16 protein-coding genes are annotated in these 13,058 nt (G+C 58.9%); 7 read left to right on the top strand and 9 right to left on the bottom strand.

Annotated features, from left to right (window positions below; all coding sequences use genetic code 11):
* Positions 1–20: 20 nt before the first annotated feature.
* Positions 21–365, top strand: a complete 345-nt coding sequence (locus tag RBH77_RS04485) for a hypothetical protein (protein WP_311030947.1) — start codon at positions 21–23, stop codon at positions 363–365.
* Positions 366–379: 14 nt separating this feature from the next.
* On the opposite strand, the gene RBH77_RS04480 is transcribed toward RBH77_RS04485, so the two are convergent.
* Together RBH77_RS04480 and RBH77_RS04475 are read right to left on the bottom strand one after the other, a co-directional pair.
* Complete coding sequence (locus RBH77_RS04480; RefSeq protein WP_311030946.1) at positions 380–1,423, bottom strand: PAS domain S-box protein; 1,044 nt, start codon at positions 1,421–1,423, stop codon at positions 380–382.
* A 428-nt stretch (positions 1,424–1,851) separates the two neighbouring features.
* On the bottom strand, positions 1,852–2,184 hold the full coding sequence (locus RBH77_RS04475; RefSeq protein WP_311030945.1) for a hypothetical protein: 333 nt from the start codon (positions 2,182–2,184) through the stop codon (positions 1,852–1,854).
* A gap of 135 nt (positions 2,185–2,319) precedes the next feature.
* Here RBH77_RS04475 and RBH77_RS04470 point away from each other — a divergent pair, with 135 nt between their 5' ends.
* The 4 genes from RBH77_RS04470 to RBH77_RS04455 all read left to right on the top strand — a co-directional run bounded on the left by RBH77_RS04470 (position 2,320) and on the right by RBH77_RS04455 (position 5,707).
* A complete protein-coding gene (locus tag RBH77_RS04470) occupies positions 2,320–3,528 on the top strand; it encodes an alpha/beta hydrolase (protein ID WP_311030944.1) in 1,209 nt (402 codons plus the stop codon).
* 281 nt (positions 3,529–3,809) lie between these two features.
* Complete coding sequence (locus tag RBH77_RS04465) at positions 3,810–4,664, top strand: DUF1236 domain-containing protein (protein WP_311030943.1); 855 nt, start codon at positions 3,810–3,812, stop codon at positions 4,662–4,664.
* Between the two features lie 121 nt (positions 4,665–4,785).
* The gene (locus RBH77_RS04460; RefSeq protein WP_311030942.1) at positions 4,786–5,271 is read left to right on the top strand and encodes a DUF992 domain-containing protein; all 486 of its coding nucleotides are present in this window, start codon (positions 4,786–4,788) and stop codon (positions 5,269–5,271) included.
* 97 nt (positions 5,272–5,368) lie between these two features.
* Complete coding sequence (locus RBH77_RS04455) at positions 5,369–5,707, top strand: DUF1236 domain-containing protein (RefSeq protein WP_311030941.1); 339 nt, start codon at positions 5,369–5,371, stop codon at positions 5,705–5,707.
* Between the two features lie 811 nt (positions 5,708–6,518).
* On the opposite strand, the gene RBH77_RS04450 is transcribed toward RBH77_RS04455, so the two are convergent.
* The 6 genes from RBH77_RS04450 to RBH77_RS04425 form a co-directional block, all read right to left on the bottom strand.
* On the bottom strand, positions 6,519–6,731 hold the full coding sequence (locus RBH77_RS04450) for a transposase (protein ID WP_311030940.1): 213 nt from the start codon (positions 6,729–6,731) through the stop codon (positions 6,519–6,521).
* Between the two features lie 68 nt (positions 6,732–6,799).
* On the bottom strand, positions 6,800–7,063 hold the full coding sequence (locus tag RBH77_RS04445) for a hypothetical protein (RefSeq protein ID WP_311030939.1): 264 nt from the start codon (positions 7,061–7,063) through the stop codon (positions 6,800–6,802).
* A 429-nt stretch (positions 7,064–7,492) separates the two neighbouring features.
* A complete protein-coding gene (locus tag RBH77_RS04440; RefSeq protein ID WP_311030938.1) occupies positions 7,493–7,672 on the bottom strand; it encodes a hypothetical protein in 180 nt (59 codons plus the stop codon).
* A complete protein-coding gene (locus RBH77_RS04435) occupies positions 7,669–7,860 on the bottom strand; it encodes a DUF3606 domain-containing protein (protein ID WP_311030937.1) in 192 nt (63 codons plus the stop codon). The genes RBH77_RS04440 and RBH77_RS04435 overlap by 4 nt, the downstream gene beginning before the upstream one ends.
* Positions 7,861–7,874: 14 nt before the next feature.
* On the bottom strand, positions 7,875–8,696 hold the full coding sequence (gene ku, locus RBH77_RS04430; protein ID WP_311030936.1) for a non-homologous end joining protein Ku: 822 nt from the start codon (positions 8,694–8,696) through the stop codon (positions 7,875–7,877).
* A gap of 267 nt (positions 8,697–8,963) precedes the next feature.
* Positions 8,964–9,329: a PRC-barrel domain-containing protein gene (locus RBH77_RS04425; protein ID WP_311030935.1), complete on the bottom strand. Its 366-nt coding sequence runs from the start codon at positions 9,327–9,329 to the stop codon at positions 8,964–8,966.
* A gap of 662 nt (positions 9,330–9,991) precedes the next feature.
* Between RBH77_RS04425 and RBH77_RS04420 the strand changes: the two genes are divergently transcribed.
* Positions 9,992–10,270, top strand: coding sequence for a DUF6894 family protein (locus RBH77_RS04420; RefSeq protein WP_311030934.1), 279 nt, complete (start codon positions 9,992–9,994; stop codon positions 10,268–10,270).
* Here RBH77_RS04420 and RBH77_RS04415 read toward each other — a convergent pair.
* A complete protein-coding gene (locus RBH77_RS04415; protein WP_311030933.1) occupies positions 10,245–11,129 on the bottom strand; it encodes a Crp/Fnr family transcriptional regulator in 885 nt (294 codons plus the stop codon). The two genes, RBH77_RS04420 and RBH77_RS04415, sit on opposite strands and share 26 nt — an antisense overlap.
* Positions 11,130–11,655: 526 nt before the next feature.
* Between RBH77_RS04415 and RBH77_RS04410 the strand changes: the two genes are divergently transcribed.
* Positions 11,656–12,552, top strand: coding sequence for a hypothetical protein (locus RBH77_RS04410; protein WP_311030932.1), 897 nt, complete (start codon positions 11,656–11,658; stop codon positions 12,550–12,552).
* Positions 12,553–13,058 lie beyond the last annotated feature (506 nt).

Raw genomic sequence — 13,058 nt, 5'->3', positions numbered from 1 at the left:
AGGGCAGCAACAATCCCAAGATGGGTAGTTTTGCAAATCCGAACGGCGCAGCTAACGTCGACTTGCATTCGTTCATACTCGGGAAGATGAAGGGCCTGCGCCGGTCTTCTGTCGTGTCGATTAATTCGAGTGTCAAAGACATCCGAACAGCAACGCCGTCATGTTCGCTCTCTAACGAGCGATTGATTAAGCTCATAACCGAGACAGCGATGTTGCTGGGCCTCGTGCCGGTCCTGGACCGCCGCCAGTTAGCGTATCAGTATGGCCAATTCGGCGGCGCGTACGATAATCGCAAGCCGTCCCAACGCCGCGATCTTGAGCGAATGATCCCGAAACTCGATGTAAAATCCGATGACCTTCGGTAGGAAACTGGCATCATTTATATGGAATAAGCAGGTGGCTCGTCCTGCGCATCGAGATGCTGTGCCACCACGTAGCGCGTTGGGGCTTTCAGTGACCACGTGACCCCGCCTGGGGCCCGATCAAGGGTGGCTCTGCCTCCCACCGATTGAGGTGCTATTCGCTGTAAAACAACATTTCCGAAGCCGCGTCGCGTCGGATCGACATCAGTCCCGCCACGTTCTCCCGACAGTTCTTTCCACTCAATGTGGATTTCCTCTCCGCCGATGCTCCATCGCACGTCGATGTGTCCCGCAGAATTTGACAGCGCACCGTATTTCGCGGCGTTGGTTCCCAACTCATGAACGGCCATCCCGAGGTATTGGACGGCGTTGGGTTGCAATGTCACCAAAGGTCCACTCAGCGCGATCCGCTCCTCGTGTCCAAACGGTTTCAGGTGTTCCTGAACCAGTTCGAACAGGCTCGCTCCAGACCATTCCGACGACACTAGGAGATCATGTGATCGCGACAATGCGGTGATCCGCTCCCGGATATGCCGCATGAATTCCTCGGTGCTCCGGGTCCTGTTCGCCGTCTCCCGTATCATTGAAAGGATGACCGCGAACTGATTTTTGACGCGGTGGTTGACCTCCCGCAGAAGATACCGGATGCGCCGTTCGTTCTCCCTCTTTGCAGTGATGTCGCGGGCAATCTTCGAAGCGCCAACGATGGTTCCGTTCTCATCTTTAATCGGAGAAATCGTCAGCGACACGAAGATCAGCGAGCCGTCTTTTCGACGACGTGTAGTGTCGAAACTTTCCACCCGTTCGCCGTTCTTTATCTTGCTGATGATCTCGATCTCTTCATCATGCAAACTTTCGGGGATGAGCATGAGAATAGAACGGCCAATGGCCTCATCCGCCGTGTACCCGAACATACGTTCGGCGGCTGGATTCCAATCGGTGATGATACTATTGATGTCCTTCCCAACGATGGCGTCGAAAGATGAATCCACGATGGCAGCAAGTCGGGCCTCCGCGCTCATCGATCGTCTAAGTCCAAAATCTGTTTTGTCGACCATCATTAGACAGTAATCCAGTCGCGCACCAACCGCAGCAACAATTTCCTATTGGCGCCGGGGTCTGACCGCTTCGCCGAAATCCACTCGCGCATAGGTGCGGCGGATGCGCCAGCGGCACGAAGATCTAGTGCCCTCTCACCTGCGCGATGCGGACATAGTCCGTCACCATCGCGCAGCCACAAGCACATTGCCCTCAGCGGCGCAGTGTCAGTCGGAAAACCAATCTTATCGGCTTCTCGAAAGCGGGCGTCACAGGATACGTCGATCGCTCTGGCATCACAATCAATCGAGCCTGGCGCTCCTCTACAGCGCCATGCCGGACGACGAGCCCTTGGTTGCAGCCGGCCGCAGTCAATCCGCACCGTCTTCTCAAGAACTGGAAAGCGACCTCCGTAGAGGTCAGCCTCAAGATGGAAGCCCTTCTTTCACCCCTATCGCCGCTTGCGGGATGCAGCGGCAACAAGAACGCTGCGCGTGGCGGCAAGCGCGTCCCACCCATCGCTCATGGACTGCCATGGCCATCGGCGGCACTCGTCCACCACTATGTCCGAGGGGATCGCGAGATCGCGGATGTCGCGCGCGGACATCCTGGCGATCTCCCGGCGCTCGGCCATGCACTCGTACCATCGGACAAAGATCAGGCGGATAGTCGAAAGCACAAGACCAATGTGGGCATTGCGCATCTCAACGGCGCGGCGGACATAGCTATCCGTATCGATCGATCCGTCGTGCCGGCGGCGAATTTCAGAAGCGTCCGGTCTCATCGCTTGGCTCCCTCTTCGTGACAAAGATGATGCCGTGATCATGCAGATGCCGAAGGCGTGACGCTTGAGGAGAACCTTGCTAAAACTTGGCTTATTTCTTGTCCTTCTCGTTATTCTCGTAGAGAGGATCGGTCGGTGAAGGCGTATCGGTTCGGCTCCTGCGAGCTTCGGCCGCAAAGCCGCGAACTTCTCGTCGACGGGCAGCCACGCCCCGTGGAGCCTCAGGTGTTCGACCTCCTGTGCCTTCTTGCGAGAGAGGCCGGCCGGGTGATTTCTCATGACGAGCTGATCGCGGAGATCTGGGGAGGACGCATCGTCTCGGACGCCGCCATCAGCGCACGGATAAGCGCGGCCCGAACGGCGATCGGCGACAACGGCGCAAGCCAGCGCTATATCAGGACCGTTCCGCGCCGGGGCTTCCGCTTCGTCTGCGCGGTAGATGAAATCGGCGCGGAGAGGAACAGCGGCTCGGCGGTAACCGCTACTGTCGAGCAGCAGGTCCGCTTCACTCGCTCCGCCGACGGCACGCGCATCGCCTATGCGGAGACAGGCTCCGGCTATCCGCTGGTGAGGGCCGGGCATTGGCTCACACATCTGGAATATGACTGGCACAGTCCGATCTGGCGGCCGCTTCTCGACCAGCTCAGCCGGGATTTCCACGTCGTCCGCTATGACCAGCGCGGCAACGGCCTGTCTGACTGGGATCCGCCGGAATATTCGCTCGAGTGCTTCGTCGATGATCTGGCGGCGGTCGTGGACGCCGCGGCGCTCAAGCGTTTCGCTCTCTACGGCACTTCGCAGGGCGCGGCGGTCGCCATCGCCTATGCCTGCCGCTTTCCTGAGCGCGTCAGCCATCTCATCCTCCAGGGCGGCTATCAAGCCGGGCGGCTGGTCAGGTCGTCGGCCAGCGAACGCTCCGAGGGGGAGGCCCTGGTGACGCTCGTGCGCTATGGCTGGGGCAAGCCGGAGAGCGCGTTTCTCAAGATGTTTTCAGCAATGTTCATTCCCGACGGGACGAAAGAGGAGATCGACGCGCTTGCGGAGCTGCAGCGAATGACGACAACGGCCGAAAACGCGCTACGCATTCGCGAAGCCGTCGACCGCTTTGACGTTCGCCACCTTCTTGCAAACGTGGCTGTGCCGACGCTCGTGCTTCACGCGCGTAACGACAGCGTCCATCCGCTGGACCAGGGCCGGAAACTTGCGGCCGGCATTCGCGGCGCCCGGTTCGTCATGCTCGAAAGCGCCAACCACGTCACCCTGCCGCGCGAGCCGGCGTGGGACGTGATGCTGCCGGCGGTCCGCGACTTTGTCCGCGCCTCGCATCCTGCCGCGCCTGCGTGATTTTCATCTGATGATCGCCGCTGTCGGCGGCGGGGTGTGCGCCAGCGGTTGAATGTCGCTTCGCCTTAACCTGAAGACCGGACTCCGCTCCCCTCCGATTTATTTGCGAATATAGGAATATAATCCAAGTGAGCGGCTCGGTCGCCGTGAACGAGGGACATGGGACTTTTGTCCGATTACCGGCGATCATTGGTCCCAGTTACGCATTTCAAGGGAACGGCGGCAGCGCTCCGATGTTGGCCCACTGACTAGGGCTGGCGGGACAGCAGACGGAGAATGAAATGAATATCACTAGCAAAATGGCCGTAAGCAGCCTCGCCATGATGGTCGGTCTTGGCCTCGCATCGGGCGCAGTCTGGGCGCAGGACGCCCAAGGCAACACCAAGCTCGACAACAATTCGAAGATCGAAGCGCAGCACCAGAGCAAGCGGGCGACTGGCTCAGAGACGAAATCAGAGGGCAAGACCATCGGCGGTATGAAGGCCGAAGGTGGCACCCGCATGAAGGGTCTGTTCCATAGCCAGAGGATGAAAGGCGAAACGAGCAGCCAGACGAAGGCCGAGGGCAACGCTCAGATGAAGAGTGAAACCGGTAATCGAACCAAGGCCGAGGGCGGCACCCCGATGAAGGGTGAAGGCCAGAATGCCCAGACGGGTACTGGAATCAAATCAGATCAGAAGACTCACATGAAGACGGAAGAGTCCGGCTCGATGAAGAAGGGGGAGGGCTCTCGAGCGCAGATGAAATCCGAAACGGGCAAGAGCGGCAGCGCCACGTCTGGCGGCAGGACGAACAGCGAGAGCACGACGACCGGTCAGAACGAGCGTTCCGGCACGAGCAACGAAAAGACCGGCTCGGTGCAGAAGAACGGCGGCGTCGATGTGAACATCAGTGGCGAACAGAGGACCGAGATCAAGCAGGTGATCAAGACGGAGAACGTCGAGCACGTCGAGCACGTGACGTTCAATGTCGATGTAGGCACCTCAATCCCGCACAGTGTGCATCTGCACCGGCTGCCGCCGAAGATCGTAAAGCTTGTCCCGGCCTATGACGGCTATGAGTATTTCGTTCTCGCCGACGGCCGCATCGTTATCGTCGATCCGGACTCGTACGAGATCGTCTACATCCTCGCATGAGCCGTGTGATCGGTGAACGCAGCCCGCCGGCTAAGTCCCCCGGCGGGCTCGCGGGCGACATGATTGCAACCCGCCAGGAGCGCTCACCGAGTTCCTGTGCGGCAAGACAAAGGAGATTTCCATGAAGACGTTCGTAATGACCGCCGCTGTCGTTTCACTGCTATCCGCTACCCCGGCCTTGGCGGCTTCGGATCAAGCCCAGGAAGTGGGGCGGCTCGAGTGCATCATTCATGGTGGTGTCGGGATGATCGTCGGCTCGTCGAAAAAACTGGACTGCACCTATACGCCTTCGGACCCGAACATTCCGAAGGAAGATTATGTCGGCCGTGTCACCAAATTCGGGCTCGATGTCGGCGTCACCGGCAAAGCCGTGATGCAATGGCTGGTGCTCGCTCCGACCAAGAGCGGTTATGGACCCGGCGCACTTGCCGGCGACTATGCCGGCGCCAGCGCCGAGGCTAGCGCCGTCGTCGGCGCGGGTGCCAACGTTCTGGTTGGCGGCTCCGACCGCACATTCACTTTACAGCCCATAAGCGTACAGGGCCAGACCGGCGTCAATGTCGCTGTCGGGGTCACAAGCTTCCACCTGGAAAGCGTCCTGAAATAGCTCTTTCTTCTGGGATGCGAGAAGGCTCCCGGAACCAAAGGTTCCCAGGCCAATTACCGGTCTGCCAGGGCGGACGGATAATTCACGGAGATTACAAATGAGGAACGCAATCCGTACGTCGATCGCAAGCAGTCTCTCAACGGGTGCAGCATGTATTGCTCTAATTATCGCGACTTCGGTGGCCTCGGCAGATTCGGTGATCATAACGAAGGAGCAGGCACCGGAAGTGCATCAATACATCGTCAAGCAGCACGTCGAGCCCATAACGCCTCCGGAGGGCTTCGACGTGCAGGTCGGTACCGTTGTTCCGGATACTGTGGAGATCCATCAATTGGATGTTCCGAGTCTGCCCAAGCAATACGATTACATGGTCGTAAACGGGCAAACGGTAATCGTCGACCCGGACACCCGCAAGATCGTGCAAGTTCTGGAATAGTCATCACCGTCCAGGTGACGCATCTTCATTCCCGCCGGCTCTGGTCGGCGGGTTTCTCTTTTGAACCCGGAGCGATCCTCGTGGCGCGAAGTTAGATCATTGCTATTTTCCCTGACAGCATACTCCAAGGCCCCATCCCGCCGGTCTCGAACCCGGCGAGTTTTTATTTGGGAACAAAGCGCCCATTTGAATGTTTGGTAGATGTTGCCCGTGGCTGAATTTCCTCTCCGAACTGCCCTGCCGGTTGCCCTCGCCGGCGGGGCTATTTCGTTGTTGCGTGTGGGACCTTGGTCCGACCGCCGAAGCGCATTGGTCCGGGGCATCAGATTCGTTGGAACTTCAGCGACAGGCGGTTGTTTGTATCCCGTCGTCGCTTGGCGCAGTTAACCCGCCCGTTGCAGTTGAGAGCGAACGAGAGCCCCGCCCGTCCTCCTCGGTCGGCGAGGCTTCTCTTTTGGGGTGGGGTTTGTCAAGCGGAGTGGAACTCTACGCGAAGGTTGGCGCGCAGGGTGTGGCTTTAATGGTATGCGTATCGGCATCGGCGCAGAGGAAGATGGTGAGTCCCGCCAAGGGTCTGGGAAGTCGGCGCGAAGCCGCTTCATGATCGGGTCGGATGGAGAGGCATCTCAAATCTTTTTTCGAACTGGCAGCCTAAGCTGACGTCCAGCCCACCTCGAGATTGCCCACCCACTTGTCCCTGCCGGGACCTCTATCAGCGCCGCAGCGTGGAGCCCTTTATCCGATTTCCTAGACGACATCGGCCTCCCGCGATATGGCGTGTTATCGACCCACATCCGATGCAGGATGATCGCTAGGCGTCGCGCCACCGCCACGAGGTAGCCTTCATCATACCTCGCCGGTGAGCGATGGAGAGGTCCCACGCCTTCAGCGGCGAACTTCTCTTTGTAAGTCGCAGCAGGATCCCTGCGGCCTCTACCAATACCCATTGGATGCCGGCATCGCCACACTTCGAGACTCCGCTATCCCGATCAATCTCGCCGGATTGGTAGCGTGACGGCGTCAATCCGAAATGGGCTTGTACTGAGCGTGATCGGCGGAACCGCGCCGGCTAGTCGACACCTGCTTGGAAACTCAGGGCGACAACCGGGCCGACACCCCGGCGCCGTCATGAGGAGCTTGCATACGCCGTCGCTCTCGGCCAGTTGCACCATGGCCTTGTGAGCGGACCGGCTTCAAGGCCGACGCGCTTGTAGGGCCCCCGATCGTATGAAGCATAGCGCCAATCGCATCCGGCTCGGTCTCGAACTTGCTCTCGCCGATCAGTTCACCATTCGCGTCCGTCACGCAGACGCTGGTAGTGCGAAGGGAAACATCAAGACCGACGAACAGTTCCATGGCAGACCTCCTGACTGGTTGAACCGTTGGAGCCTGCCTGTAAGACCGCCTGCACGCTATTCCCTCGCTTGGCGGCGCCGGAGCCCCAATCATCCGATCTTTTTCATCGCGGAATCAATGGCTGGAAATTCAATCTTGCCGACCCGGAAGACCCATGGCTTAATACCTATTGGCGGGCCGGTGAGTAGAGGCAGGACAAGTTCATGCCATTCCGGACGATGGTACAGGACGGGGTTCTGATGTCCGATGATCTGGATTTTCTACAGGATATCTACGACGCGGCGACGAGGGGTTTCATGAACGTCGACGATTTAATTGATGCATGCGGTCGCTCAAAGGATGATGCTATATTACCGCGCGGGAGAGCGGGGCAAGGTGCAGTTGATCGGAGTGGCGCTGGATGAGCTTCACCGCGCGGCCGGCTGAGCCTCACCCATCCATCTCCAGCGGCTCGTGGTCTGGCATCGCATGCCAGAGGATTTCCTTTAGCTCCTCTCCGTCAACCATTTGACCGCAGAACCGGCATTCGAAGAAACGCTCCTCACCCACGGCAAGCGGGAATGGCGGGGCTTCGATCCTTGGATCGCTTAGATCGGATAGCTTGGTCATGATCGTTCCCGAAGCTCTTTCGCCGCTTCGACCAGATCCTCGCGCTTGTTGCCGACCTTCCTGATAAGGTCCGGCACCTGATCCGGGTCGACGTCATTCTGCTCGGCAAAATGGCGGACTTCGTGGTCATCGTCGGCAGACCCCCGGTCGCGGTCACGATAGTCGCGTTTCGTCTTCACGTCTGGCATAGCGTGCTCCTGTTTCAAGCTGCCGACTTATTGCCCTTCTTCGGCATCGCCGCACCCTCCTTGGCCAGGCTCTTCTTCAGCACGTCCATTAGGTTGACGACGTTCTCCTTCGGCCTCGGAGCGGCTTTCGGAAGCTTCTTGCCCTTTTTCTTCGCCTCGATCATCGCTGCCAAGGCATCCTCGTAACGGTCCTCGAACTTCGACGGGTCGAACGTCGTCTGCATCTTGTCCATGATCATGGTGGCGATCTCGGACATTTCCTTGTCGACCTTCACCTTCTTCAGCCCGTCGAAGGCCGATGACGCGGCGACGACTTCGTTGTGGTTGCGCAACGTCGTCATCAGCATGCCCTCCCCCTCCGGCTCGATCAGGACGTGGTGCGTGCGCTGGTAAAGCACGATGCAGGCGAGCGCCGCGACCTTCTTCTTGGCCAGCGCCTCTCGGACCACTGCGAAGGCTTCGTTCGACGGCGCATCGGCCGGGACGAGATAGTAGGGCTTCTCGAAATAGATCGGATCGACCGAAGCCTTGTCGACGAAGCCGTCGACATCGAGCGTGTGTTCGGTTTGCAGCTTGAGCGCCTTGATCTCGTCCGGCTCGAGGAGGAGGAATTCGCCGCGGTCGGTCTCGTAGCCCTTGACCTGGTCCTCGGCTTCGACAGTGTCTCCGCTACCCTCGTCGACATAGGCGCTCTTCACCGGGAGCTTGTCCTTGCGGTTCAGGATGCGGAAATGGATCTTGCCGGCTTCGCTCGTGGCGCCGACGAGCTTTACGCCGCAACTCACGGCGCCGAGCTTCAGATAGCCTTTCCAGACGGCGCGCGGTGCGGCAGCCATTGTCGTCTCCTGGTGAACAGGAGACCGAACGGAGAACGGAGCGAATCGTTCCGCACGGATGTTCAGTAAATGATGCGCCCGGACATACACGGAAGCTTACAAAAGACCGGCGTCCTAGCGACGTGGACACCGGTCTGTTCCCGCCTTTTGCGAGCCCGCGTGGAGAGTGGCGGCCCGCGATATGAGGTCATCGCGGATGATTTCCTTAGGCTCCTCAATTTGTTACGTCATCGCCGACGACCGACCGAAGCGTAGTTCCATCGATGATCACCAGTATGGGCTGACGCCATAATAATCGTAGACGCGCCGCCCACCTTCCGGGCTCCAGTCGTAATCCTCGCCTTCCGCGTACTTCGGTGCCCCCTCCACCTGCTCCTTGGTGATGTCGACCTGAAATCCGTCAAGGTCTTCGCTGTAGTCCAGCATTTCCCAAGGGAGCGGGTAGTGATCATGCCCCATTCCAAGAAAGCCGCCGAAGCTCATCACGGCATAAGATACCCGGCCGCCGCGCTTTTCGAGAATGATGCGCTCGATCGAGCCTATGTGCTCTCCACCCATGTCATAGACGTTGGTCCCAACAACCTTGTCGCTCGCTATCAGGTCGTGGGATTCATGAAGATCGGGGTCTGCCATCGGTTAGTCCTCCTTCCATTCGATGGGGACCGAACGGCGACCTGAAAGGTTCGTTCCCTACTCCGTTTGACGGAGTTCATATCGCGATCCACGCGAATCCAGCCCGCGAGATCAATGAGGGATCGAAGCAGAGAGGCTATCGCCACACAGCCTCATTCTTTTGCTCATAGTCAATCTCGACTGACGGTTCCCTTGCGCGTTCCTCTGGCGCTGAGGCGCGGCACGAGCGAGCTTCACGCGTTTCCGATGGTTTAGCTCGACAGCCGATATGCGGCATCATTCCTCGCTGGATGATTACCGTCGCTCGTCGTTAACGACTGGCTTTGGATTCGCCGGGTAGGTCGCCGCGTCTCATCTCAGTTCTGCCCGCATTTCCTCGACCTGTGGTGGCTCGAATCCTCCCCATACGTTTTGGTTTTGCGGCACGTGCATGACTGCCTCCCTTCAAGGAGGTCAGGGCGAATGCGCAATGTTCGCTGACTGCCGCTGGCGCCCATGTCAGATGGCCAGCGATCAATCAAAATACTCCCCTCGCTACGAGGCCGAAATAAAGAATGACGCATTTCGGGCAATTCCGGGAAGCTGCCTTCCGCAGTCGCGACGCCGGGGAACAAAGGCCCTCTTCCGACATTAGGATGCAAAACAACCTCAGGGAAAATTCGATGCCGCTCTATTTCTTCGATACCTATGACCAAGGCGAGCTTTCCCGGGACGAACAAGGCATTGAATGCAGTTCTAAATCACAGGTTCAGACTAACGCGTTGGACGCGTTGCCGGACATGGCCCGGGAAGTTCTTCCAGACGGTCCCAACCATTGCTTCCGCGTCGAGGTCCGCAGCGAGCAAGGCCGCGTGGTTTTCCGGGCCAGGCTGGATCTAAATTCCGAATGGCTGGAGGATGCCCGAGATAATGAAGTCAACGCGGTTCCACGCGCAAACTGAGATAGGTCGGATCGAATTCCGCCAACTGGGCCAGACCTCTAAAATCATGAATAGCGACCGTTCCGCTTTTCCATTCTGCCAGCCCTGATGCGCGAAGCTCCTGCAGCTTCTTGTTCACGTGAACGACGGACAGACCCAGCGCGTCCGCAAGCTGTGCCTGGGTCAGGGGAAAATCGAACCGAAAGCCCGTCGCGATACCCGCCGCCTCCAGCCGCAGATACAGTTCGCAAAACAGGTGGGCCATGTACTGGGTCGCTGAGCGGCGCCCCAAGCATGTGATCCATGTGCGCTGGATGGCGGCGTCAATGACGGTGGACAGCCAGAACAATCGGCCCAGATGAGGGCTTTGCTCGGTCACGCGGCGAATTTCGTCGTGCGGCACGAAGCCGACCTCACAAGCATCCATTGCGACCACGCTGTGGTCCATGACCTTCAGCAAATAGGCATGCAGATCGACAAAGTCTCCGGGAACGTGAAACGCTGTGATTTGCCGGTCGCCCTTGCGCAAATACTGGCCTCTTGCCGCAATGCCCTTCAGCACCATGCAGCTTTCCGATGGCCGCGAGTGCTCTGCAACCACGTCGGTGCCGCCGGGAAAGGTCTTCCTTCTCACCGGCATGGACTTGATCAGGGCGATCTCGTCGTCCGAGAGCGTATCTCTCTTTTGGAGCATCCGGATGAATGCGAGCACTTCAGGAGGATGTGTGGGCGCCGCGTACGTCATAAGTGCCCAACGGTCGTTATATCCTAGGGGTTCCTTCTTATAGGCCAGCGAGAAGATTGGCTCGGGTGCAAAGAGCGGGAGATTACCGGCGGCGAAATGCAGCGACGGCCGCCAGGAATGCGCGAGCGCCGGCATCGGATTTTTGCCTAGACGGTCCGTTCGCCAAGAGGACCACGTCGGCAGCCTTGCGAGACAGTCCGTATTTCTCGGCAAATTCTTCAATCGTGTAAGGCGTCTCGGCACACGTGAACGTGTGGTCGCCGTCGCTCGCTGCGCCCACGCCATTCGCACCAGTCTTTCGGTGGCTGCTCATGAGCGACCATAGCCCGAAGGAGAGGTTGCCGCATTAAAGTTTGACACATTTAGCTGTGGGCCGTCCGACGCTCTCCGCGGGCTGGGCGTGTTCCCTATCCTATGGCTCCCCGAATGCCGACCGGTTCCCCGCGCCGGCGAGGCTTTACACCCTATTGCGTAAAGCGCCGCTCCTGTCGGCGTGGTGTTTGGGGAACAAAGCGCGGCGATGGGCGTTCCTGAGCGATCAATCTGCATCAGGGATAATCATCATGAACGGCATTATCTATCTCGTCGGGTTGATCGTAATCATCATGTTCATCCTTTCTTTCCTCGGGCTTCGCTGAGCTCCCGCTGCGGAGGCTTAACCATGACCATCATTGAAGAAGAGACTGCAATCGTTGCCAGTCAGGACGCCACTGCGGACGCACGAAGCTATCTGGACTGGCCGGCCGTGATCGCCGGCGCCGTGGTGGCTTCGGCAATCTCGCTTGTGCTCATCACCTTTGGCTCCGCCATCGGATTGTCGCTAACATCGCCGTTCGACAACTCCGGCATCTCGGCTGTGGGGTTGGCGATTGCTCTAGGCCTCTGGCTCGTGTGGGTGCAGGTTTCGAGCTTCATGGCTGGCGGATACGTCACAGGGCGGATGCGTCGCCGAGCCTATGACGCGAGCGAGCATGAATCCGACGTACGTGATGGCATGCATGGGCTCGTAATGTGGGGCTTGGGTGTCCTTATCGGAGCGCTCTTCCTAGCGCTGAGCGCGACCGGTGTCGCAACAACTGCAGTGAAGGCCACCAGCGGAGCGGCCCAGGTTGCCGTCGAGAAGATGGCGGAGGCTGCCCAAGGCGCCAGTCCCTGGTCCCGCGCGGTCGACACCGCCTTCCGGTCGAGCCGTCCCGAAGCGACCAATAGCGCCGATGCACGCGATGAGGCGACGGCGATAGTGGCGCGTGGGATAGCGCGGGGCGACATTCCCGAGGCTGACCGGGCATATCTGGCTCAAGTTATTTCGGCGCGCACCGGTGTTTCAGCGGATGAAGCCAAGACCCGCGTCGACGCAATGATAACCAACGCACAACAAGTAGCAGAAGAAGCTAAGCAGAAGGCAAAACGCGCGAAACACTTCGCCGTGCTGGCAGCTTTCGTTACCGCTGCATCGCTGGCTATCAGCGCTGCAGCCGCATTCTGGGCATCAGGCATGGGTGGTCGGCACCGCGACGAAGGAACATTGATCCCGAGGTGGTTTGACCGGATGCCGTAAACCGAAGTGTGCTGCCTGCTCGATTGCGGCGACGTGCTCGACGGAAATGCGAACGGCGCTTTGCATTTCGGCTGATGGATACTCGCCGCGGCGTCCGCTCTTGTACGCCTTGGGTAACCCCGCCCAAATTATCTTCCAAGCCGTCATTCCCCACGATCGCAAAAGAACAGGGGTAACCCAGGAGAGGGAATGCAGCGCCAAGCGTTCACCGTGGGTGGGCGGCAATCCATGCTCCGCCCAATTTCAACGACGTCAAGCTTTGGGCGACGATGGTCGAGGTCGACAGCTCAACGCTGGGTCGTCATGATCTACTTCCATCGGATGAATTGACCATCCCTCTGATCGTGCCCATCGTAACGGCACGATCAATATCCGATTTCCGCCTCGCTGCCGAAAGGTGGCGGGGCTTTTTACGTTCGAAGCGTAGGACTTTCGACCGATCGCCGACGGGCATTAGACCCAGCCATCAGTTGACCGGAACTTCATCCGTTATTGGTTGTTCATAA

It is taken from the genome of Mesorhizobium koreense, assembly GCF_031656215.1.
GTDB lineage: Bacteria > Pseudomonadota > Alphaproteobacteria > Rhizobiales > Rhizobiaceae > Mesorhizobium_L > Mesorhizobium_L koreense.
Note: the sequence above shows the minus strand (reverse complement) of the source record. Positions and strands in the feature narration are given on the sequence as shown.